The sequence below is a fragment of the Roseateles aquae genome, assembly GCF_032337115.1.
GTDB classification, from domain to species: Bacteria; Pseudomonadota; Gammaproteobacteria; order Burkholderiales; family Burkholderiaceae_C; genus Roseateles_C; species Roseateles_C aquae.
This window is the reverse complement of sequence record NZ_JAVXZY010000001.1, coordinates 926,707-949,805: the sequence shown is the minus strand read 5'-3', so window position 1 is coordinate 949,805 and position 23,099 is coordinate 926,707. Positions and strand designations below refer to the sequence as shown.

Genomic DNA, 23,099 nt, shown 5'->3' with positions numbered 1-23,099 from the left:
GATTTGTCGGCTGTTTCGTAGGGTCAGAACAGCTTCTTGACCAGCACCTGCGAGCGCCGATCCCAGTTGTATTTGCGCTTGCGTTCCTCGGGCAACCATTCGGGGTCGACCTGCGCAAAACCGCGTTTGATGAACCAGTGCATGGTTCGTGTCGTCAGCACGAAAATGCTGGACAAACCCATGGCCTTGGCGCGCTGCTCGACCCGTTTCAGTATCCGGTCGCCATCGCCCTGGCCTTGCACTGCCGGCGACACCGTCAGCGCTGCCATTTCGGCGGTGCGCGCCTCGACATAGGGATAGAGCGCGGCGCAACCAAATATCACGCCATCGTGCTCGATCACCGTGTACAGCTCGATATCACGTTCGATTTCGGTCCGGTCGCGTTTGACCAAGGTGCCATCGCGCTCAAACGGTTCGATCAGCGCAATCACGCCGGCGACATCGTCGGAACCGGCCTCGCGCAGGGATTCGAGTTTCTCGTCAACCACCATGGTGCCGATGCCATCGTGGGTATAGACCTCCTGTAGCAAGGCGCCATCAACGGCAAAAGGCAGGATGTGCGAGCGTTCGACGCCGGCCTGGCAGGCCCGCACGCAGTGCCGCAGGTAGAAGGCCACATCGGTCGGCTGGGTCGGCTCGGGCAGGCGGGCCAGCAGCTTCTCGGCATCGGCCAGGGCCAGTTCGGTGTCGATGGCGCTTTCCGGGTCATCCTGATCCTCGCGCACGCCGGCCACCTCGGAGACGAACAGCAGCTTGTCCGCTTGCAGCGCAATCGCGGTGCTGGTGGCCACGTCTTCCATCGTCAGATTGAAGGCCTCGCCGGTGGGCGAGAAGCCGAACGGAGACAGCAACACGACGGCACCGGTGTCCAGGGCGCGCTGGATGGCCGAGGCATCGACCTTGCGTACCAGGCCGCTGTGCTGGAAATCAACGCCATCGACGATGCCGACCGGGCGCGCGGTCAGGAAGTTGCCCGAGATCACCCGCACCGTGGCATTGGCCATGGGCGTGTTGGGCAGGCCCTGCGAGAAGGCGGCTTCGATTTCGAATCGCAACTGGCCGGCGGCTTCCTGGGCGCAGTCCAGCGCGATGGCGTCGGTGATGCGCACACCGTGGCTGTACTGCGAGGCATGGCCCTTGGCGGCCAGTTGCTCATTGACCTGGGGTCTGAAACCATGGACCAGCACGATATTGATGCCCATCGCATGCAGGATGGAGAGATCCTGCACAAAGGCGTTCAGCTTGCCGGCGGCAATCAACTCGCCGGCCATGCCGATCACAAAGGTCTCACCCCGGTAGGCGTGGATATAGGGGGCGACGGCGCGAAACCAGGGGACGAAGGTGTGGGGGAAGACCAGGCTCATGGGCCGGAATTGTGCCGCAGCCATGCATGCGTTTGGTCACTTGCATGCCGCGTTACTTCTCGCGAGCATCAGGTTCCACTTTCAAAAGGAGCCCAGAATGGATGCGTTCACGACCCCAGGTGCCTTCAGCTGGTCGGAATTGATGACCTCGGACGCGGCTGCTGCAGCTGAGTTCTATGGCCAGCTGTTTGGCTGGTCGATTGAAAGCATGGACATGCCGACCGGCCAGTACCGAGTCGCAAAAATTGGCGATGTCGCAATTGCCGGCATGATGGCATCTCCGGATCCCAGCGGCGAAGCACCGGTCTGGCGGTGCTATGTGACAGTTGCAGATGTCGATGCCGCTATTGAGCGGTGCAGGTCCCTGGGCGGTGCCGTGCTGATGCCGGCCATGGATGTGCCGACAGTCGGGCGAATGGCCTGTATCAGTGACCCGCAGGGGGCCGTGATCAACATCATCAGTTACGAGCCAAAGGCCGGCTGAACACCGACCGTCGCGGGGCGCGGATAATCCGCGCCTCGTGAATGCAAAGCTCCCCCCAACATCTGCACCGGCGCCCAGGCGCTCGGCTCGACCTCCGCGGCCGACACAGGCTGTGGCAGCGGCCAACCCACTGCCCCCGATCGACTTCCCCGAATCGCTGCCCGTCTCGGCCCGGCGCGAGGAGATTGCCCGGCTGTTCAACGAGCATCAGGTCATCATCGTCTGCGGCGAGACCGGCTCGGGCAAGACCACCCAGCTGCCCAAGCTGGCGCTGGTGCTGGGCCGTGGCCGGGCCAACACCGGCCGGCTGATTGGCCACACGCAGCCGCGGCGCATTGCCGCGTCCAGCGTGGCCAAGCGCATTGCCGATGAGCTGAAGACGCCGCTGGGCGAGATCGTGGGCTACAAGGTCCGCTTCCAGGATCGCTTGCAGCCGGGTGCGTCGGTCAAGCTGATGACCGACGGCATCCTGCTGGCCGAGACGCAGACCGACCCGCTGCTGCAGGCCTACGACACGCTGATCATCGACGAGGCCCATGAGCGCAGCCTGAACATCGACTTCCTGCTCGGCTATCTGCGCGAGCTGCTGCCGCGCCGGCCCGATCTGAAGGTGGTGGTGACCTCGGCGACCATCGATGCCGAGCGCTTCGCCAAGCATTTCGAGTCGGCCAAGGGTCCTGCGCCTGTGGTCATGGTTTCGGGCCGCACCTTCCCGGTCGAGCAGCGCTATCGGCCCTTCGAGGAGTCGCGCGAGTACGACCTCAACAACGCGATCACCGACGCTGTTGACGAACTCTGGCGCGAAGGCGGCGGCGATGTGCTGGTTTTCCTGCCCGGCGAGCGCGAGATCCGCGAGGCCGCGGACGCGCTGCGCAAGCACCATCCGCCCGGGGTTGAGATCCTGCCGCTGTTCGCGCGGCTTTCGCAGGCCGAGCAGGATCGGGTGTTCGAGCCCCATGGCCAGCGCCGCATCGTGCTGGCCACCAATGTGGCCGAAACCTCGCTGACGGTGCCTGGCATCCGCTATGTGATCGACCCGGGCCTGGCCCGCGTCAAGCGCTACAGCTATCGCAACAAGGTTGAGCAACTGCAGATCGAGGGCATCAGCCAGGCGGCAGCCAATCAGCGTGCCGGCCGCTGCGGCCGGGTCTCGAACGGCATCTGCATCCGTCTCTACGCGGAAAAGGAATTCAACGAGCGCCCGCGCTTCACCGACCCGGAAATCCTGCGCTCCTCGCTGGCCGGTGTGATCCTGCGCATGAAGGCGCTGCATCTGGGGCAGGTGGAGGACTTCCCCTTCATCGAGGCGCCGCCGCGCAAGGCGATCGCCGACGGCTATCAGCTGCTCGCCGAGCTGGGCGCGGTCGATGAGCGCAATGAGCTGACGAGCATGGGCCGCGAGCTGTCCAAGCTGCCACTGGACCCGCGCGTCGGCCGGATGATTCTGGAGGCCAAGAGCCGCGAGGCCTTGAACGAGGTGCTGATCATTGCCAGCGCGCTGTCCGGCCAGGATGTGCGCGACCGGCCGATGGAGCAGCAGCAACAGGCCGACGAAAAGCACAAGAAGTTCGACGATGAGCGCTCGGAGTTCATGGGCTATCTGAAGCTCTGGAAATGGCTGGAAGAGTCCAAGGGCGGGCAGGGCCCGGGTGCGGACGGTGCCCACCCCTCGCACAAGCTGTCCAACCGCCGCTACGAGCAACTGCTGCGCGACAACTTCGTCTCGCCGCGCCGGGTGCGCGAATGGCGCGACATCTACTCGCAGCTGCACACCGTGGTGGCCGAGCATGGCTGGCGCTTGAACGGCAGCCCGGCCACCTACGAGCAGGTGCACCTGTCGATGCTGGCCGGCCTGCTTGGCAATATCGGCTGCAAGAGCGATGAGGACGAGTGGTACCTCGGCGCACGCGGCATCAAGTTCTGGCGCCATCCCGGCGCGCATCTGAGCAAGAAGCCGGGTCGCTGGATCATCGCGGCCGAACTGGTAGACACCACGCGGCTGTTCGGCCGCGGCATCGCCAATATCGATGTGCAGTGGATCGCGCCGATGGCCGGCCATCTGCTCAAGACCCAGCTGCTGGAGCCGCACTGGGAAAAGAAGGCCGGTGAGGTGATTGCACTCGAGCGGGCCACGCTCTACGGCATCGTCATCTACAGCAACCGGCGGGTGAACTTCGGGCGTGTGGACCTGCCCAAGGCACGCGAGATCTTCATCCGTGAGGCGCTGGTCAATGGCGAGTGGGACACCCGCTTGCCCTTTCTGGCGCACAACCAGAAGCAGATCGCCAAGGTCGAGGAGCTGGAGCACAAATCGCGCCGCCAGGACGTCTTGGTCGACGATGAGCTGATCTTCGCCTACTACGACCAGCAGCTGCCGCAGGACATCTGCTCCGGCCACGGCCTGGAGCGCTGGTACCGCGAGGCCTCGCGCGGCAATCCACGCCTGCTGCATCTGAGCCGCGATGAGCTGATGCGCCACGAGGCGGCCGGCATCACCAGCAACGCGTTTCCAAAGACGATCAGGCTGGGCGGCGTCGATTGCCGTGCCGACTATCTGCACCAGCCCGGCGATGCCCGCGACGGCCTGACCGTCAGCATCCCGATCTACGCGCTGAACCAGGTCAACGAGGAACGCTGCGAATGGCTGGTGCCCGGCATGCTGGAAGCCAAGGTGATGGCGCTGCTGAAGAGCCTGCACCAGAAGCCGCGCGCACGGCTGGTGCCGCTGCCGGACTTCGTGGCCGAGTTCGTCGAGCTGAACCCGTTTGCCCAGGGCAGCCTGGTCGAGGTGCTGCTGAAGGCGGTCAAGGCGCGCAGCCAGCTGGCCGTGCAGCGCAATGACTTCAAGCTGGAACAGCTGCAGCCGCATCTGTTCATGAACTTCCTGGTCGTTGACGAACATGGCCGCCAACTCGGCATCGGTCGCAATCTGGCCGCGCTGAAGGCGGAGCTGGGCGGCCAGGCCCGCTCGGCCTTCCAGGCCCTGGCGCAGCTGAAGCTGGCCAGCACGGCGCCCGAGCCGGCACCGCTGCCGCCGGTGGCGGCGGGCGGGCTGCGTGCGGAGGTCGTGAGCAAGGCCAAGTCTGCTGCTGGCGAAGCAGGGAACAAGCGCGAGGCCAGCCAGACCTACACCAGCTGGACCTTTGGCGAATTGCCCGAGCTGATGGAGATCCAGCGCGGCAAGCAGGCGCTGATCGGCTTCCCGGCGCTGATCGACAAGGGCGCGCATGTGGAGATCGAGGTTTTCGATGAACCCGATGTCGCGGCCGCCAAGCACCGCCAGGGCCTGCGTCGCCTGGTCGCCTTGCAGCTCAAGGAGCCGCTGAAGTATCTGGAAAAGAACATTCCGGACCTGCAGAAGATGTCGGTGGCCTATATGCAGCTTGGCACGGCCGAGGAGCTGCGCGAGCAGATCATCGGCGTGGCGCTGGACCGCGCCTTTCTGAGCGAGCCCTTGCCCAGCGACGAGTTCGCCTTCAAGCGCTGCATCGAGGAGGGCCGCAGCCGGCTCAACCTGATTGCGCAGGAAGTGGCACGGTTGAGCGGCGTGATCCTGCTCGAGTACCAGGCGGCACTGCGCAAGCTGAAGGACAGCCGCGCGCCCAAGGACGTGGCCGAGGACATCCAGGCCCAGCTGCAGCGGCTCTGCCCCAAGCAGTTTGTGCTGCAGACGCCCTGGGCCCAGGCGCAGCACCTGCCGCGCTACTTGAAGGCCATCGTCGCGCGGCTGGACAAATGGCGGGTTGACGCGGCCCGTGATGCCCGGCTGATGGCCGAGTTGAAGCCGCTGGAGCAGCGCTATCTGCGCCGGCTGGCCGAGTTGAAGGGGACGCAGGATGCCCGGCTGAGCGATTTCCGCTGGCAGCTGGAGGAGTTGCGCGTCAGCCTGTTTGCCCAGGAGCTGCGCACACCGCAGCCGGTCAGCGTCAAGCGGCTGGACAAGGTTTGGCAGCAGATCTGCAACTGAGGCGGCGTGCTGCACTGCGGAAGCGGCAGTAATTCTGCCCAGTTCCGGCGATTGCGGGCTGGCGCTTGCGGTTCAAATCGGCGAAGCTAGCCAACAGAGCTCCCAGGTCCTTTCCGCCGTGTCTGCTTCTTCCCCGTCCTCGCCGGCACCCGCACCGGCAGCCTCCGCTGCGCCGATGCGCCGCTTTGGCCGTTTCGAGTTGCGTGCCCTGCTGGGCAAGAGTGCGCGCAGCATGCTGTGGCTGGTCTTCGATTCACGCCATGGCCAGGAGATGCTGCTGTCCATGCCGCGCGAGAAGCCCAATAGCGAGGAGGCACTCGCGCATTGGCTGAAGATGGCGCAGGCCGGCGCCCGCGTCCAGCATCCCAACCTGGCCCATGTGGTCGAGGTCAGCCGGGTCGAGATGTGGCCCTATATCGCCTATGACCGTGCACTGGGCGAAACGCTGGATGAGCGCTTGCAGAAGCAGAACGCACCGACGCCACTGGACGCGGCCGACTGGGTCTGCCAGCTGCTCGAGGGCCTGGCCTTTGCCCACGAGGCCGGCCATGCCCACCGCGATATCCAGTGCGCCCATGTGCTGATCAATGCGGCCAACCAGGTGCGCCTAGTGGGCCTGGAAGTAGCGCAGGAGGTGTTTCCGGCTAGCGCCGACTTCAACACCGTCACCCGCCGCGCGGTGCGCGAATCCTCGGAAGAGGACGTGCTCTGCGTCGGGCTGATCCTGCACCGGCTGCTGACCGGCCGAGCCGTGCTGGAGCAAACCGATTTGCAGGCGGCGGTGCAGCAGATGCAGCCCTTGGGCCGCGAGCTGGTGCGGCTGAGTTGGGAGACACCGCATCCGATCGCCGAGCCGTTGCGCGCGATCGCCAACCGTGCCACCGATCGTCAGGCCCGCCAGCGCTACCACCTGGCGCGCAGCTTCCACCGGGCACTCGACGGTTGGCGCACGGCGGCGGCCTACGAGCAGGGCGGCCCGATCGCGCTGCTGATGGACAAGATGCAGCGGGCCGGGCATCTGCCCAGCAGCTCGACCAAGCTGGCGCGGATCGCGCAGTCCTCGGCGCTGGAGGCGCAGCATGCCAGCGAGTTGTCGACGCTGGTGCTGCAGGACATGGCGCTGAGCCTCGAGCTGCTGCGCCGGGTCAATAACGCGCTGAAGCAGCAGGGCGGCAGCGGCACGGTGCTGAATCTTCAGCGTGCCATTGCGATGCTGGGACTGAATGGCTTGCAGCAGGCCACACGCGCCATCAAACCCTGGCCAGGCCCCTTGGGCGAAGTGCAGGCAGAGCTCTTGAAAAGCCTGATGCGGCGGGTGCACCGCGCCGGCGTGATTGCGCGCACCTTGCGGCCGGCCGGCTACGACGCCGAGGTGGTCTACCTGATCTGCCTGCTGCAGAACCTGGGCCGTTTGCTGCTGCAGTACCACTTTCCCGATGACGCTCAGCAGGTGCGCCAGCTGATGCAGCCGGCTGAGCCGACCGAGGACAACCCCAATCCGGTTGGCATGAGCGAGCAGGCCGCCGCCTATGCGGTGTTGGGCTGCGATGTCGAGGCCTTTGGCCTGGCCGTCGCGCGGCACTGGAGCCTGGGCGAGGAGGTGATGCACATGATGCACCGCCAATCGCCCGATGCGCCGGTGCGCGCCGGCGACAGTGATGCCGAACTGCTGCGCCTGACCTGCAGCCTGGCCAATGAGCTGGTCGATGCGCAGCTGCTGCCCGAACACAAGCGCCAGCAGGCGGTCGAACTGGCCGCGCGGCGCTATTCGCGGGCGCTGGGTTTGGGCTTGCGCGACGTGATGCATGCCTTGCATCCGGAGCTGGCCTCGCGCGACAGCGAACCGGCACTGCCTGACCGTGCCGCAGCCGCAGCCGAGTTGATGGACGAACCGAGCTTCAGCAGCGAACCGCTGATGTCAGGCCAGAGTGCAGCGCAGATGACAAGTGATCTGGCGATGCCCGAATCGCCCGCCGCGCCGATTCCCTCGCCGCTGCGCGCCCGCCTCGGTGCGCAGCCGCCTTCGCCCAAGCCGACCACCCGAGGCACGCCCTGAACAGCTCCTTCTCCGCCCTGATACAGGCCAGAACCCAGCGCCCCATCATGCAAGCCACCAAGCCGCCACCCGCCCTGGGCAGATTCAAGCTGCTCAAGCTGCTGGGCCAGGGCGCGCAGGCCGAAGTCTGGCTGGCTCACGACCCCAGGCTGGACCGTGAAGTGGCGCTGAAGGTGCTCAAGCGCGGCGCCGATGCACCAAACTTTGACGAGGCCTTGCACGAGGCCCGTGCGGTCTCGCGACTGACCCATCCGAATATCGTGCCGGTGTTCGAGGCCGATATGCAGGATGGCCAAGCCTATATGGCCTTTGAATACGTGCCCGGCGGCACGCTCAGCGAGCGGCTGCGCAGCGGCGCGCCGCTGGACACGCGTGCCGCGGTCGAGCTGATGCTGGGCGTGCTGGACGCGCTCGCGGCGGCCCATGCGGCCGGGCTGGTCCATCGCGATCTGAAGCCCTCCAACATCCTGCTCGATCCCAAGGGGCGGCCGCGGGTGATGGACTTTGGCATCGCCGCGCGCGTGGTCGAAGGCCTGGGCGCGCAAACGCCGCAGCGCATCGTCGGCACGCCGGGCTATATCTCGCCCGAGGCGGCGCGCGGCCTGCCGCCGACGCCGCAGATGGATGTGTTCGCGGTGGCGGTGATGCTGGCCGAGCTGCTGTCGGGCGTGCGCCTGAACCATGACCCCGATCCCTGGCGCGCGGTGCGCCGGGTGATCGCCGAAGACCTGCTGCTGCCTCATGGCCTGGGGCCGGATGTCGACGATGCGCTACGTGCCATCGTGCAACGCGGCCTGGCGCGCAACCCGGCCCAGCGCTGGGCCAGTGCGCAGGACTTCCACAATGCGCTGGCCGAGTGGCTGCATCCCGCGCTGCAGGTGCCCGCCGAGGAAATGGTCGATAACGCGACGCTGGACTTCCTGCTGCGCCGCATGCGCCACAAGAGCGATTTCCCGGCGATGTCGGATGCGGTGTCGCGAGTGCAAAAGCTGACGGCCTCAGAGAACGAGAGCCTGACCAGCCTGTCCAACGAGATCCTGAAGGACGTGGCGCTGACGCACAAGCTGCTGCGCCTGGTCAATACCGCCCATTTCAGCCACGCCGGCGGCGGCAGCATCAGCACGGTGTCGCGTGCGGTGGCCCTGGTCGGCTTTGCCGGCATACGCAATCTGGCCCTGTCGCTGATCCTGCTGGAGCGGATGGAAAACAAGGCCCATGCGCAGCAGCTGCGCGTCGAGTTCCTGCGCTCGCTGATGGCCGGTTCGCTGGCCCGCGAGCTGTGCCTGAATCCGCGCGAGAGCGAGGAGACCTTTCTGGCGGCGATGTTCCTCAATCTCGGCCGCCTGCTCAGTGAGTTCTACTTCCCGGAAGAAGCGGCCCAGATTCGCCGCCTGACCCGCGCCGAACGTCGCCCTGGTGCCGCGGCGCCGGTGAGCGAGGCGGTGGCCGCAACCCAGGTGCTGGGCATCAGCTACGAACAGCTGGGCCTGGGGGTGGCGAAGTCCTGGGGCTTGCCTGAGTCGCTGCAGCGCAGCATGCGTCGCCCGGATGGCGAGGCTTCGCACAAGCTGGTCGACAGCCCCATCGAGCGCCAGCGCTGGCTGGCTCGGGCGGCCAATGATGTGGCCGATCTGATCCTGCACACCGACCCGGCCGAGGCCCATGCCCGCGTCAAGGCGATGGCGCAGCGCTACGCCCGCGCGCTGGGCACCACACCCGAGGCCTTCGACACCGCGGCCGTTGCGGCCCGCCAGCGGCTGACGCAGATTGCCGATGCGATGGAAATTCATCTGCCCAAGAGCTCGCCGGGCCTGCGCCTGTTGGCGCCCTTGGCCCCGGCACTCAGCGACACGCTGTCGCCGCATGAGCTGCAGGCCACAGTCATCCACGAGCCGACGCTGGACGAGCGGCTGATCTTCCGCCAGCAGGCAGCAGAGACGCTGGCCGCCGGCATACAGGACATCACCAATGTGATGGTCGAGAACTTCAAGCTCAACGAAGTGCTGCGGATGATTCTGGAAACCATCTACCGCGGCCTCGGCTTCAGGCGGGTGGTGTTCTGCCTGCGCGACCCCAAGCAGGAGATGCTGACCGGCCGCTTCGGCCTCGGTGAGGGCGTTGAGGCCGTGGTCAGTCAGTTCCGCGTGCCGCTGCGGACGCCGGCCGGCGGCCAGGCCGATCTGTTCTCGGCGGTCTGCCAGAAGGGCGCCGACACCCTGATTGCCGATGCCACCGCCGAGAAGATTGCCGGTCGCTTGCCGCTCTGGTTCAATGGCGCGGTCTGGTCACCGAGCTTTCTGCTGCTGCCCATGGCCATGCGCGGTGCGCCTTTCGCGATGATCTATGCCGACAAGTCCGGCCCCGGCGGTATCGACCTCGATGAAAAGGAGCTGTCGCTGCTGCGCACGCTGCGCAACCAGGCGGTGATGGCCTTCAAGCAGGCGGGTTGAGCGAAAGCCAGCGCGGTGGCAAGCATCTCTGAGCGATGGCCATGAGAACCTTGTGTGCGCTGGGTCTGATGATGTTGTCTTGTGCTGCCCGAGCTGCGGCGGCAGGGGGCGCGCCTGCCGTCGAGCACATCATCTGGTTGCAGGCCGATGCCAGCAAGCCCAATCCCATCGTTGCCTACCTCGCCAAGCAGCTGCCCGAGATCAAGCACGAGCCGCTGGCCACCAATGCGCTGCGCAGCTGGCAGATGATCGAACGGGGTGAGCATGCCTGCCGGCCGACCACGGTGCGCACGGCCGCGCGTGAGGCTCAAGCCTATTTCGCCGACACCATGCTGGCGCCGCCGGCCGAATTGATCGTCAGGCGCGACAAGCTGACGGCGCTGCCCCGCAATGCCGCTGGCGAGGTGGATTTGGAAACGCTGCTTCGGCAGGGGCGCTTGCAGGGCGCCTATCTGCGCGGCCGCAGCTTTGGCGAGCGCATCGACAGCCTGCTGCAGGCGCAGGCCAGCAATAAATCGCTGACCGATTACGCCACGGCGGGCTTTGGCACGCGGCTGCAAGACATGCTGGCCCATGGCCGCAGCGACTATCTGATCGATGCGCAGGGCGCTCTGGAGCAGATGCGCCGGCGCGAGCTGGCCGCAGACGACTTTGTTGGCCTGCCCATCCAGGGCTCCACGGCGCCCCTGGTGCTGGGCATTGCCTGCCCGCGCACCCCCTGGGGTTTGGCGGCCATACGCACCATCGATCGGACGCTGGGCACGCCGGCCGGCGCGGAGATGCTGCGCCAGACGGGCCGCGCCTGGCTGGACGCTGACACGGCCGAACGCCTGCGACCGCAGTTTGACGAGTTCTATCTGCGCCGCAGCAAACCCCAGTACCAAGACTGACGTGGGCCTGGTCCGGTCGGACGTCGCAACAAAAAAGCCCTCGTTCACAGGAATCGAGGGCTTGAGGCGGTGCGCCAGGCGGCGCGCGTGAATTCGGGGTTGACGAGCCTTACCCCCGGCACTGGTCACAACGACTAGGGCTGCTTGGTTCCCCACCTGACCCGGTTGGCCGCGCTTCCATGCGAGGAGGCCCGTCAACGCGCATTGTAAGCGATGGCGCAGCGTCCTCGAACGAGTTGCAGCCGCCAGCGATCGCGGCGCAGCAAGCCGTGCGACTGGCGGCCGAAAAGCGGTGATATGTGGCACAGGCGCTCTTGGCTGTTTGCGCAAAGCGCGCTTACAATGGTGGCAGACGCTCAGCTTTGAGCTGTCTGCCGCCGATTTACCAACTACTTGCGGGCGGATCACAAATACGGCTAAAGCGTTGCGGCTCCGAGATGCCCCGGGCCGGCAAACGCCGGTACACCAGTGGGCTCTCGGAGTTTTTCATTCATGCACGGATTGGCTCAATTCGATCGTCTGCTCAGCCAGGCTCAGTCTGCCCGCCTCTGGGGCGCCAGCGCTGTCCAAGCCCCGCTTCATCTGCTTGATCCGCATGGGCACGAGGTTGCCGAGCTGAGCGCCACGCCCAGCAGTGCAGAAATCCTCGCCGCCGCCTACCGCCTGCAGGCCGACGATTGGTGCGGCCTGCTGGCCGATGAGGCATCTGACCGCTCGCGCCACCCCGGTCAGCCGGCTTGGCGTTTGGCGCTGTTTCGCGCCGAGCGCCATGGTCAGCCGCGTCTGGGGCGCGATACCGGCCCGCAATGGCTGAGCCCGGCGCTGCCGCGCGGCGCGGCGCTGCAGCCCGGCGACTTGCTGCAACAGGCCCGCAAGGCCGCAGTGCAGGCCTTGTGGCAGGCCGGTTGGCGGCTGCGAGCCTGAGCGGCGCACTGTTGGCGCCATGAACGACAAAGCCCGCCAGGCGTCGCAGTCTGGCGGGCTTTGTTGATGTGATCAGCCCACCCCGTGGCGGGGCGGCCTTGCGGATCAGCGCAACTGCAAATCGTCGTCGCTGAAGCGGATGTTCAGCGGCTCAATCAGCAACTGCTTCTCGCCTTCTTCCAGCTGACCGGCCACCCAGGCCTCGATGCCGCAGGCGCGCGAGATTTCGACCGTGCGCTCGGCGTCGGCAGCGGGCACGAAGATGGCGAAACCGGCGCCCATATTCAGCGTCGAATAGGCTTCGCGGTCATCCTGCTTGGCCTGTTCTTGGATGAACTTCAGCACCGGCGTGACTGGCGGCACCGTGTGGATGCGGTAGGTGAAGCGCGCCGGATGGCGCAGCAGCTTGCGCCAGCCGTGGCCGGTGATATTGGCGCAGTAATGCGGCTGGATGCCGGCCTTGAACAGGGCTTCGGTGACCGGCGAGTACAGCACCGTCGGCGCCAGCAGCGCCTCGCCATAGCTGAGGCCGGGCGAGATTTCGGTCAGATAGCCTTGCGGCAGCCGCTCAACCAGCTTGCGCGCCAGCGACAGGCCGTTGGCGTGGATGCCGCTGGACGCCAGCAGCACGATGGCATCGCCGGCAGCCAGATCGTCGCCGACCGACAGCCGCGTCTTCGGGTTGATCAGGCCGGTGCAGGAGGCCGCCAGATCGATGCGGCCGGACTCGACGATGCCGGCCAGCGCCGGCGTCTCGCCACCGCCCCAGGCGACCTGGCAGACGTCGCAGGCCTTCTTCCAGCCTTCGACCAAGGCCTGGGCGCGCTGTTTGTCGCCAAACCAGTCGGAACCACCGGCGGCCCAGTAGGCCTGCACCACCAGTGGCGTGGCGCCAACAGTGATCAGGTCGTTGATCGCCATCGCGATGGTGTCCTGGGCGATGCCGGCATAGAAGCTCTTGCCGGTCAGCTGATGCATCTCATCGGCCACCAGCGTCTTGGTGCCCAGGCACTCGACGATGGACGCCATATAGAACGGGCCCACATCGACGACATAGGCCGACTCGCCGCGCGAGGCCGGCACTTCGCTGAAGCCATGAACGCCCAGATGGGCGCCAGTGGCTGAAGCGGCGCGCTGGGCGCTGATCTTCAGCGGGTCGATCAGGTCGTAGTTGACGCCGGCTTGCTCGTAGCTCAGCGTGTCGGGAGAGGAGGGGGCGTGCGTGCTCATCGGGACATTATCGGTCACCAGCGCCAAGACCAAGCCAGGCCAAGCCTGAGCGCCGCACTTGCAGCCGCCGCCGGGCCGCCCCAAGGCGGCTGCCCTGAAGCGCGGTGCCCGCGCCAGCGGCGCCGAGCTTTGTCCCCTCGGGGGACCGACCAGCCCACGGAGCCGCAGGCCCGGGGACCTGGGCGAGGGGCCTGCAGCCTCAGCCGCCGCCGGGCCGCCCCAAGGCGGCTGCCCTGAAGCGCGGTGCCCGCGCCAGCGGCGCCGAGCTTTGTCCCCTCGGGGGACCGACCAGCCCACGGAGCCGCAGGCCCGGGGACCTGGGCGAGGGGCCTGCAGCCTCAGCCGCCGCCGGGCCGCCCCAAGGCGGCTGCCCTGAAGCTCGGCGCCTGCGCAAGCGGCGCCAAGCTTCGTCCCCTCGGGGGACCGACCAGCCCACGGGCCAAAGGCCCGGGGACCTGGGCGAGGGGCCTACCCCTCCAGCAGCCCTAGAATGCCTTCATGAGTTATCAGGTCCTCGCGCGTAAATACCGTCCCCACAGCTTTGAGGAGCTGGTGGGTCAGGAGCATGTCGTGCAGGCGCTGGCCAATGCGCTGACGCAGCAGCGCTTGCACCACGCCTATCTGTTCACCGGCACGCGGGGTGTGGGCAAGACGACCGTCTCGCGCATCCTGGCCAAGAGCCTGAACTGCACCGGCGCGGATGGCCAGGGCACGATCACCGCCCAGCCCTGCGGCGTCTGCGAAGCCTGCCGCGATATCGACAGCGGTCGCTTTGTCGACTATGTGGAGCTCGATGCGGCCTCCAACCGTGGCGTCGAGGAAATTTCGCAGCTGCTTGATCAGGCCGTCTACAAGCCGGTGGTTGGCCGCTTCAAGGTCTACATGATCGACGAAGTGCACATGCTCTCCAACACCGCCTTCAATGCGATGCTGAAAACGCTGGAGGAGCCGCCCGAGTACCTGAAGTTCGTGCTTGCAACGACTGACCCCCAGAAGGTGCCGGTCACCGTGCTGAGCCGCTGCCTGCAGTTCAATCTGCGGCCGATGTCGCCGCAAAACGTGCTCTCGCATCTGACCCAGGTGCTGCAGACCGAAAGCGTGCCGGCTGAACCGGGCGCGCTGCGCTTGCTGGCGCGCGCGGCGCGCGGCTCGATGCGCGATGCGCTGTCGCTGACCGACCAGGCCATCGCCTTCGGCGCCGGGCAGTTGGCCGAGGCCGGCGTGCGCCAGATGCTGGGCACGGTGGACCGCGGCCATGTGGTGGCCATTCTTGATGCGCTGATCGCGGCCGACGGCCCGGCCGTCGTCGCCCAGGCCGATCGCTTGCGCAGCCTCGGCCTTTCTGCGGCCGGCACGCTGGAAGACCTGGCGACGACGCTGCAGCAGATCGCCGTGGCCCAGGCCGCGCCTGCCGCCCTGGACGAGCAAGACCCCGATACCGCCGAGCTGCGCCGCCTGGCGCCGCTGCTGCCGCCCGACGAGACCCAGCTGATGTACAGCCTGGCCCTGCATGGCCGCCAGGAGCTGCCGCTGGCGCCGGACGAATATGCAGGCCTGGTGATGGTGCTGCTGCGCATGCTCAGCTTTCGCCCGACCGGTGGCGGTGGTGGGGGCAGCGGTGGCGGCAAGGCGCTGAGCACGAGCGGCGCGACGTCGACCGCCAGCAGCGCGCCGGCCCCTGTTGCGGCTGCTGCTGACGCTGCGCCGGTCGCGAGTGCCCCGGCTGCGACAGCGCCGCTGCTACGAACCGCGCCACCGAGCGCCAGCCTGCCGCTTGCATCAGCGGTAAGCAGGGCGCCCGCCGGTTCGGCCGATGCCGAAGTCCCTCAAGCCCAAGTCAGCGAGCCCGCGCCAGACCCAGGCTATGCGGCCGCCAACACGGCGCTGAATCAGCCTGAGCCCGCCGCACCCCTTGTTTCGCCGAGCGAGCTGCCGTCTGACGCTCCAAGTGAACGGCCGCCAGTGAGGGCGTTTGAGTCGGCAGCCGCCGAGCCCTTGGCGATTGGGGCTGCACCAGACGCTGCGCCCGAGCCTGCGGTCGACGAGGTCGCAGCTGCAGCAGCGCCAGCCCTGCCTGCCGCGCCGACGGCAGCGCCAGCCAGGCGCCTGTCACGCGATGCTGCCGATGCCGGGCCAATGAGCGCGCGGCTGCGCCCGCGGCCGGTGGCTGCAGCGCCTGCGCCGGCCCCTGACGATGATTTGCCGCCTTGGCTCGACGCGCCGCCGGCCGATGAAGACGGGCACGGCTTCGCGGCCCAGGCTGGCGAAGCGGGCCGGCCGGCCGAGGCTGAAGATGGTGCCCAGGGCGCTCCGGGTGCAACAGATGCTGACGGTGGCTATGGCGACCTGCCCGAGCCCACCCGTCGCGCCGCCAGATCGGATCGCGGCGAGGGCGCTTACGCCAGCACTGCCGGCGCCGATGTGCCCTTGCAGCCGACAGCACTCGGCGAGCGCTGGGCGGGCCTGGTCAGGCAGTTGGGGCTGACAGCGTTGGCGCGTGAACTGGCGATGCAGGCCGAGTGCCTGGCCATCGACGAGCAGAGCACGCCGCAGCGCTGGCGCTTTCGCGTCGAGCGCGAATCGCTGCGCCAGCCGGCGCTGAAGGACAAGCTGCAGTCCGCCTTGGCCGCCCTGCTGGATCAGCCGGTGCAGATCGAGCTGGAGCCCGGCGTGGCCACCGATTCGGCCGCGCTGCGCGAGGCCACGGCCACGCAGGCTCGGCAGCGGCGTGCCGAGCAGATCATTCTTGAAGACCCCTTCGTTCAGCAACTGCTCAGCCAGTTCAGGACGGCGCGGATTGTGCAGGGGTCGATCAAGCCGCATTGACTGGGGCGAGCCGGCTGGCGTAGCGACGGGCGATACCGCGTCGCACGCCGTGGGCCAGTCCATCGAAATCGGCGCTGCAGGAGCGGGGCTCTGTACAGCGCCAGTGAATCACTGAACTCGAAGGAGAAGCAATCATGATGAAGGGTCAACTGGCCGGTTTGATGAAGCAGGCTCAGGCCATGCAGGACAACCTGAAGAAGGCGCAGGACGAACTGGGCAATATCGAGGTCGAGGGCGAGTCGGGCTCCGGCATGGTCAAGGTCTTGATGACCTGCAAGCACGAGGTGCGCCGTGTCACCATCGACCCCAGCCTGTTGGCCGATGACAAGGACATGCTGGAAGACCTGATCGCCGCCGCCTTCAACGACGGCCTGCGCCGTGCCGAGACGGTCAGCCAGGAAAAGATGGGCAAGCTGACGGCTGGTATGCCGCTGCCGCCGGGGATGAAGTTTCCGTTCTGATGGACCACCCCCTACGCGCTGCGCGCGCCCCCTCAAAGGGGGCACGTCCGTAGGCCCGGCAAAGCCGGATCCTCGGACGCCACTCGGTCAATACCGGCACTGTGTGAAGGCCTGAGCATGTTGCGCGCTCGGGCCTTGCAGCTCGCGCAGCCCGATGAAGCTGGATCCACGGAAGTCACTGCTTTGAACGCTCTTGAGCAACTGATTGATGCGCTGCGTGGCCTGCCGGGTGTGGGTCAGAAGTCGGCGCAGCGCATGGCTTACCACCTGTTGCAGCATGACCGCGAGGCAGCGCTACGGCTGTCCACGGCCCTGGCGGCGGCGGCGGAGCGGGTGCAGCAGTGCGAGCGCTGCCACAGCTTCAGCGAGGCGCGCATCTGCGCGCTGTGCGAGGACGCCACGCGCGATGCGCGGCTGCTCTGCGTTGTCGAGACGCCGGCCGATCAGGCGGCGATGGAGCGTACCGGCTCCTACCGGGGCTATTACTTCGTGCTGCAGGGCCGCGTCAGCCCGCTGGACGGCATTGGCGCGCGCGAGCTGGGTGTGGCCCAGCTGCTGGAGCGCGCGGCGGATGGGCAGGTGGAGGAGGTGATCCTGGCCACCAGTTTCACCGCCGAGGGCGAGGTGACGGCGCATGTGCTGTCCGAGACGCTGAAGGCGCGCGGCCTGCGTGCCACCCGGCTGGCGCGCGGCGTGCCGGTGGGCAGCGAGCTTGAATATGTGGATCTGGGTACCATCGCCCACGCGCTGGTCGACCGCCGCTGAGGCCACGCGCGCCAGCCACCTGGCCACGGCGCTGGCTTCAAGCGCATCCTCAATCCGAACCCAAAGGCAAGACATGACCCTCGCGAACTACTGCCTGATCGCCGCCTGCCTGTTGCCCATCGTCTGTGCCGGGCTGGCCAAGTCGCGGGGCTTTGGCAAGCCGCGCCGTGAGGGCGGTTTTGACAACCGCGATCCGCGCGCCTGGCTGGCGCGCCAGCAGGGCTGGCAGGCGCGCGCCAATGCGGCGCAGGCCAACAGCTTTGAAGCGCTGCCGCTGTTCATCGCCGGTGTGCTGGCGGCGCAGCAGATGCAGGCCGCGCAGGCTCGCATCGACCTGCTGGCGCTGGCCTTCATCACGCTACGCTTGGCTTATATCGCCTGCTATCTGGCCGACAAGGCCAGCCTGCGCAGCGTGGTCTGGGCGGCTGGCGTGGCTTGCAGCGTGGCCTTGTTTTTCGCCTGATTTCCAGCCGAATCAGGCGCCGGCCAACACTCAGCCGGCCCTGGGCTCAGCGCTGTGCCTGGGCCAGCTGTCGGCCTGAGTTCGCACCGGCCCCCGGGGCCATGGCCACCGTGATCGGCTTGGCGCGCTGCGGCTTGCTGGCGCGCACCGGCGCCTTGCTGGCCGCGGCGGTACGCAGCACCGGCTCGGCCGGCTTGCTGGTGTAGATCACCAGCTGTTGACCGGGCTTGAGCGCCGCATGGGCGCTCAGCTTGTTCCAGCTGGCCAGCTGTTCGACGCTGACCTTTTGCCGCTTGGCCAGCATGGCCAGTGTTTCGCCCTTGCCGGCCTTGATGCTGACGCGGCGCAGCGGCGGGGCGTCTGGTGTCAGCGTCATGCTGGCGTTTTCAGCCAGATGCACGGAGACATCGCTATCGCGGTGCGCGGTACGCGGCACCAGCAGCGTCGAGCCCTGCTTGACCAGCATGCGTGCCGGAATGCCGTTGATGGCGCGCAACTCGGCCTCGCTCATGCCGACCTGGCGGGCGGCGTCGGCTGGTTTCATGGTCTTGGGCACCACCCAGGCCGTCCAGCTGGCCAGCGGGCCACGGTGGGCGGCCAGATTGCCGACGAAGGTCTCGGCGTTGTCATAGGGCAGCAGCACCCGCGGCGTGCTGGCGGCCAGGATGAGCGGCTTGTTCATCTGCGGATTGAACTGCTTGAACTGCTCCAGTTCCATGCCGGCCAGCCGGGCGGCCAAGTCCACATCGATATCGCGCTCGATGGCCACGCTGAGGAAGTACGGATGGTTGGCGATCTCGGGCAGGGCCAAACCGTAGGCCTCGGGGCGCAGCACGATGTTCTTCACCGCCTGCAGCTTGGGCAGGTAGTAGCGCGTCTCGTCCGGCATCTTGATGCTGTCGTAGTCGGTCGGCAGCCCGGCTTTCTGGTTGCGCGCGATCGCCTTTTGCACATTGCCCTGGCCCCAGTTATAGGCCGCCAGCGCCAGCTGCCAGTCGCCATCGAACTGGCGGGCCAGTCGTTCCAGATAGTCCAGCGCGGCGCGGGTCGAGGCCAGCACGTCGCGGCGATCGTCACGGAAGATGTTCTGCTTCAGCGCGAAATCGCGGCCGGTGGCCGGCATGAACTGCCACATGCCGACGGCCTTGGCATTCGATTGCGCATCGGCGCGGAAGGCGCTCTCAACAAAGGGCAGCAGGGCCAGCTCGCTGGGCAGGCCGCGGCGCTCGACCTCTTCGATGATGTGATAGAGGTAGCGGCTGCCGCGCTCGGTCATGCGCTGCACATAGTCGGGCCGGGCGCTGTACCAGGCCTCGGCCTTTTTGACGCCGTCGTTGTCTAGCTCGGGCATCTTGAAACCGCGGCGCACGCGGGCCCACAGATCGGCACGGGCCTCGGCATTGTTCAAATCGATGCTGCTGCCGGGGTTCAGGCTGTCTTCCAGCAGCGCGCTGCTGGCCACGGCGGTGGCGCTGGGGGCAGCGGCCTGTTGCAGGGCCTCGGCCTGGGTCAGTGGCGCAGCCTGCACCCAGTTGCGCGCTGGCGTATTGGCGTTGCGATCGGTGACGGTCGGCGTGCTGGCACAGCCAGCCAGGATGGCGGCGAGCAGGGCAGTCAGGGCACTGAGCCCCAGGCGTGGGTGGGTGGGTGCAGAAAGTGCAGCGTGCTGTGGCAGGGCGGATGGGCTCATCGGTACTCGTTCTTCCACTGCCGCAGACCGGCAAAGATCGCGACAACGTCGCCGTCGGCCGCGATGGGCAAAGACTGTTCGCGCTGCCATTGGCGCACCGACGCTTGCACGCCGGGCACATCACAACGCAGGAATGGATTGATCGCAGCCTCGTTGGCCAGCGTCGAGGGCAGGGTGGACCGCCCCTGCTTGCGCTGGTCCTGGCACCAGTGCTGGTACGCCGCCAGCGCCTCGTTGCCGGGCTCGACTGTCACTGCAAATCGCAGATTTGACAAGGTGTACTCGTGCGCACAGCAGACCCGTGTGTCTGCCGGCAGGGCCAGCAGCGCCTGCAGGGACGCATGCATCTGTGCCGGCGTGCCCTCGAACAGCCGGCCGCAGCCGCCGCTGAACAGGGTGTCGCCACAGAACAGCAGCGGTGCTGCGCCGGCCGACGCGGCGATGAAGTAGGCGATATGCCCAGCGGTGTGGCCAGGCACTTCGATGACGCTCAGTTCCTGATCCAGCAGGCGCAGCTTGTTGCCGCCGCACAGGCCTTGGTACTCGCCCTTGATCTTGCCGCTGGCCAGCTCTGCGCTCGGTGCGTAGACGGCCGCGTCGGGCCAGGCCTGCTGCAGCGTGGAAACGCCGCCGACATGATCGCCATGATGATGGGTCACTAGAATGCCGGCCAGACGCAGCGACAGCGATTGCAGCGTCGCCAGCACCGGGGCGGCATCGCCCGGATCTACCACCAGGGCTTGAACACCATCGTGCAGCATCCAGATGTAGTTGTCGTCAAACGCTGGGATGGCGAGCAGATGCATGGGCAGGAGGTGCTGCGGTGACGCAGGAGCGCAAGGAAGGCGTCATTGTAGGGCTGGGCCAGTGGCTGCGAACCCCGCCTGGGCGCTATCTGCTGGCCTGGGAACAGGCGCGGCTGGACGAGATCGTTGTCGACATGTTTGGCTTTCATGCGCTGCAGCTGGGCCTGCCGCAGCTGGCCGGCCTGGCGGCCAACCGGATGCCGCACCGCTGGCTGGCCTTGAACAGCCATGATGACGCCGAGCGGCCACTGCCCGATGTCGCCCATTGGCCCGGCGCCGATGCCGAGGCCTACGCTGATGCTGATGCGCTGGCGAGCGTTTTTGCCGAGGGTGCGGCCCCGCAGAGCGTGGCCCTGCTGACCGATTTCGATGCCCTACCTTTCGAGGCCAACAGCCTCGACCTGGTGCTGCTGCCGCACACGCTGGAGCTGACCGCTGACCCGCACCAGGCATTGCGTGAGGTCGAGCGGGTGCTGCGGCCGGAAGGGCGGCTGGTCGTCGTCGGTCTGAATCCGGCCAGCCTCTGGGGACTGAGGCAGAATCTCGGCCGGTTGCGCGACCGGCTGATGCCCAGCCTGGACGACAGCCTGTTCCTGCCGCGCGCCGGCGAGTTCATCGGCTATTGGCGGCTGCGCGACTGGCTGCGCCTGCTCAGCTTCGAGATCGACAGCGCCCACTTCGGCTGCTACCGGCCGCCCTTGCGCAGCGAGCGCTGGCTGGCGCGCTGGGAATGGCTGGAGCGGCTGGGGCCGCGCTGGTGGCCGGTGCTGGGCGCCGTCTATTGCGTCACGGCCGTCAAGCGTGTGCATGGCATGCGCCTGGTGGGGCTCTTGCGCAGCAAGCGGCCGGCCGGTGCAGCGGCGCCGGCGGTGGCCCTGCACCAACAACATTTCAGTGGCGCGCCTGCGGCGAGCGCCGCAGCTTCCTCTTCAACGACATCGGTTTCAAAGCTTCCATGACTGAATCACAAGCGCCTGCGGCCAAGATTGCCAAGCCCAAGGTCACCATCTACACCGATGGCGCCTGCAAGGGCAATCCCGGCCCCGGCGGCTGGGGGGCCTGGCTGTCGACGCCTGGCCACGAGAAGGAGATGTTCGGCGGCGAGGCCAACACCACCAATAACCGCATGGAGCTGACCGCCGTGATCGAAGCGCTGGCCTCCTTGAAGCGCAGCTGCGAGATCACCGTCTATACCGACAGCGAATACGTGCGCAAGGGCATGACCGAATGGATTTCTGGCTGGCAGCGCCGCGGCTGGAAGACGGCCGACGGCAAGCCGGTGAAGAACGCCGAGCTCTGGCAGCGCCTGGACGCGCTGCGCAAGCTGCACCAGGTGGAATGGCGTTGGGTCAAGGGCCATGCCGGTGACCCCGGCAACGAGCGGGCCGACGGCCTGGCCAACAAGGGCGTGGCCTCGGTCGGCCGCGGCTGAAGTCGTGCAAAGGGCGGCCAGCGCACTGCACCGCCGCTCAGGGCCTTGTTTCCGTCGCTCGGCGCACGAGCAGATTCAGGGGGCATCGCCCTAGGGTTATCCCCGCTACAGTGCGCGCTCGGAGACCTTCGCGCGCATGAGCCAGAACACCAGATCCAAGCTTCATTCCATCGCTGCCCTGGCGGCCTTGTTTGCCCTCGGTGCGGCCGCCTATTGGTGGCAGCATCGCCCGGCTCAGGCCGCCGCGGCGCCGGCGCCCGCGGCCACGCCGGTGGAGGCGCAGCCGGTCGAGCTGCGTGTGCTGGCCGAGGAGTCGCAGGCCGTTGGCAGCCTGCGCGCCCGGCAGAGCGTGATGCTCAAGCCCGAGGTCAGCGGCCGGGTCGTCAAGCTCGGCTTCAGCGACGGCCAGCGGGTGCGCCGGGGTCAGGTCTTGATCCAGCTCGACGACAGCCTGCAGGCCGCGCAGCTGCAGCAGGCCGAGGCTCAGGCCGGCATCGCCCGCACCCAGCTGCAGCGCAACCGCGAGCTGCTGGCGCAGAGCTTCGTGTCGGCCAGCGTGGTCGATCAGGCCAAGGCAGCCCTCGATGTGGCCGAGGCCCAGGTGGCGCTGAACCGCGCCCAGCTGGAACGCATGCGCATCGTCGCGCCTTTTGATGGCGTGGCCGGCATCCGCCAGGTCAATCTGGGCGATTACGTCAAGGACGGCGCCGCGCTGCTGAGCCTGGAAGACGCGTCCTCGATGTGGGTCGATTTCCGCCTGCCCGAACGCGATCTGCCGCGGCTGCGCAAGGGGCAGTCGGTCAGCCTGACGCTGGACGCCATGCCCGGCCGCAGCTTCGAAGCGCGGGTCGAGGCGCTGGACGCCCAGCTGGACACGGCGGGCCGTTCGATGCTGGTGCGGGCGCGGCTGGACAAGAGCGCGCCGGAGCTGAAGTCCGGCCTGTTTGCCCGCGTCAGCGTGCGCCTGGGCGAACGCGCCGAGGCGGTGCTGGTGCCCGAGGAGGCGCTGGTGCCGCAGGGCGGCAAGCAGTTCCTGATCAAGCTGGTCGACCCCAAGGCCGAGCTGCCGCTGACCGAGAAGATCGAGGCCAAGCTGGGCCAGCGCCTGCCCGGCAAGGTCGAGGTGCTGGCCGGTTTGAAGGCCGGCGACTGGGTGGTGACGGCCGGGCAGTCGCGGCTGATGCGGGGTGAAAAGCAGGCGATCAAGCGCATCGATGTCGATCAGCAGGGCCGCCGCCCGGCCACTGCGAGCGCGCCCGCCGGCGCCGGCCCATCGGCTGCCAAGCCCTGA

The 23,099-nt window shown here is 67.4% G+C and carries 17 protein-coding genes and 1 other RNA gene; 13 read left to right on the top strand and 5 right to left on the bottom strand.

Going from position 1 to position 23,099, the window contains the following annotated elements; all coding sequences use genetic code 11:
• Positions 1-23: 23 nt before the first annotated feature.
• Positions 24-1,364: an amino-acid N-acetyltransferase gene (argA, locus tag RQP53_RS04130; RefSeq protein WP_315648806.1), complete on the bottom strand. Its 1,341-nt coding sequence runs from the start codon at positions 1,362-1,364 to the stop codon at positions 24-26.
• 97 nt (positions 1,365-1,461) lie between these two features.
• Here argA and RQP53_RS04125 point away from each other — a divergent pair, with 97 nt between their 5' ends.
• The 5 genes from RQP53_RS04125 to RQP53_RS04105 all read left to right on the top strand — a co-directional run bounded on the left by RQP53_RS04125 (position 1,462) and on the right by RQP53_RS04105 (position 11,211).
• Positions 1,462-1,848 carry a VOC family protein gene (locus RQP53_RS04125; protein WP_315648804.1) on the top strand — a complete coding sequence of 129 codons (387 nt, stop codon included), beginning with the start codon at positions 1,462-1,464 and terminating at the stop codon, positions 1,846-1,848.
• 37 nt (positions 1,849-1,885) lie between these two features.
• Positions 1,886-5,815 (top strand): ATP-dependent RNA helicase HrpA, encoded by a 3,930-nt coding sequence (hrpA, locus tag RQP53_RS04120; RefSeq protein ID WP_434064047.1) that lies wholly within the window; start codon positions 1,886-1,888, stop codon positions 5,813-5,815.
• Between the two features lie 118 nt (positions 5,816-5,933).
• On the top strand, positions 5,934-7,871 hold the full coding sequence (locus RQP53_RS04115; RefSeq protein WP_315648801.1) for a serine/threonine protein kinase: 1,938 nt from the start codon (positions 5,934-5,936) through the stop codon (positions 7,869-7,871).
• A gap of 47 nt (positions 7,872-7,918) precedes the next feature.
• Positions 7,919-10,321 carry a protein kinase domain-containing protein gene (locus RQP53_RS04110; protein ID WP_315648799.1) on the top strand — a complete coding sequence of 801 codons (2,403 nt, stop codon included), beginning with the start codon at positions 7,919-7,921 and terminating at the stop codon, positions 10,319-10,321.
• A 41-nt stretch (positions 10,322-10,362) separates the two neighbouring features.
• Positions 10,363-11,211, top strand: a complete 849-nt coding sequence (locus RQP53_RS04105) for a hypothetical protein (RefSeq protein WP_315648798.1) — start codon at positions 10,363-10,365, stop codon at positions 11,209-11,211.
• A 98-nt stretch (positions 11,212-11,309) separates the two neighbouring features.
• On the opposite strand, the gene ffs is transcribed toward RQP53_RS04105, so the two are convergent.
• An RNA gene (gene ffs, locus RQP53_RS04100) (signal recognition particle sRNA small type) lies at positions 11,310-11,407 on the bottom strand.
• 296 nt (positions 11,408-11,703) lie between these two features.
• Between ffs and RQP53_RS04095 the strand changes: the two genes are divergently transcribed.
• Complete coding sequence (locus RQP53_RS04095) at positions 11,704-12,135, top strand: hypothetical protein (RefSeq protein ID WP_315648797.1); 432 nt, start codon at positions 11,704-11,706, stop codon at positions 12,133-12,135.
• A gap of 105 nt (positions 12,136-12,240) precedes the next feature.
• On the opposite strand, the gene RQP53_RS04090 is transcribed toward RQP53_RS04095, so the two are convergent.
• On the bottom strand, positions 12,241-13,365 hold the full coding sequence (locus RQP53_RS04090; RefSeq protein ID WP_315648796.1) for an AIR synthase-related protein: 1,125 nt from the start codon (positions 13,363-13,365) through the stop codon (positions 12,241-12,243).
• A 498-nt stretch (positions 13,366-13,863) separates the two neighbouring features.
• On the opposite strand from RQP53_RS04090, the gene dnaX reads away from it, so the two are divergent.
• The 4 genes from dnaX (at position 13,864) to RQP53_RS04070 (ending at position 17,880) form a co-directional block, all read left to right on the top strand.
• Positions 13,864-16,191, top strand: coding sequence for a DNA polymerase III subunit gamma/tau (gene dnaX, locus RQP53_RS04085; protein WP_315648795.1), 2,328 nt, complete (start codon positions 13,864-13,866; stop codon positions 16,189-16,191).
• A gap of 131 nt (positions 16,192-16,322) precedes the next feature.
• Positions 16,323-16,652 (top strand): YbaB/EbfC family nucleoid-associated protein, encoded by a 330-nt coding sequence (locus tag RQP53_RS04080; protein WP_315649194.1) that lies wholly within the window; start codon positions 16,323-16,325, stop codon positions 16,650-16,652.
• Positions 16,653-16,835: 183 nt separating this feature from the next.
• Entirely contained in the window at positions 16,836-17,417 is a 582-nt protein-coding gene (recR, locus tag RQP53_RS04075; protein WP_434064046.1) for a recombination mediator RecR, read from the top strand.
• A 73-nt stretch (positions 17,418-17,490) separates the two neighbouring features.
• Positions 17,491-17,880: an MAPEG family protein gene (locus tag RQP53_RS04070; protein WP_315648793.1), complete on the top strand. Its 390-nt coding sequence runs from the start codon at positions 17,491-17,493 to the stop codon at positions 17,878-17,880.
• Between the two features lie 46 nt (positions 17,881-17,926).
• On the opposite strand, the gene RQP53_RS04065 is transcribed toward RQP53_RS04070, so the two are convergent.
• Complete coding sequence (locus tag RQP53_RS04065) at positions 17,927-19,570, bottom strand: transglycosylase SLT domain-containing protein (protein WP_315648792.1); 1,644 nt, start codon at positions 19,568-19,570, stop codon at positions 17,927-17,929.
• Complete coding sequence (gene gloB / locus RQP53_RS04060; protein ID WP_315648791.1) at positions 19,567-20,376, bottom strand: hydroxyacylglutathione hydrolase; 810 nt, start codon at positions 20,374-20,376, stop codon at positions 19,567-19,569. The genes RQP53_RS04065 and gloB overlap by 4 nt, the downstream gene beginning before the upstream one ends.
• A gap of 17 nt (positions 20,377-20,393) precedes the next feature.
• Here gloB and RQP53_RS04055 point away from each other — a divergent pair, with 17 nt between their 5' ends.
• The 3 genes from RQP53_RS04055 to RQP53_RS04045 all read left to right on the top strand — a co-directional run bounded on the left by RQP53_RS04055 (position 20,394) and on the right by RQP53_RS04045 (position 23,099).
• On the top strand, positions 20,394-21,335 hold the full coding sequence (locus RQP53_RS04055) for a class I SAM-dependent methyltransferase (protein ID WP_315648790.1): 942 nt from the start codon (positions 20,394-20,396) through the stop codon (positions 21,333-21,335).
• The gene (gene rnhA / locus RQP53_RS04050) at positions 21,332-21,808 is read left to right on the top strand and encodes a ribonuclease HI (protein WP_315648789.1); all 477 of its coding nucleotides are present in this window, start codon (positions 21,332-21,334) and stop codon (positions 21,806-21,808) included. Before RQP53_RS04055 ends, rnhA begins: the two co-directional genes overlap by 4 nt.
• A gap of 136 nt (positions 21,809-21,944) precedes the next feature.
• Positions 21,945-23,099, top strand: a complete 1,155-nt coding sequence (locus tag RQP53_RS04045) for an efflux RND transporter periplasmic adaptor subunit (protein WP_315648788.1) — start codon at positions 21,945-21,947, stop codon at positions 23,097-23,099.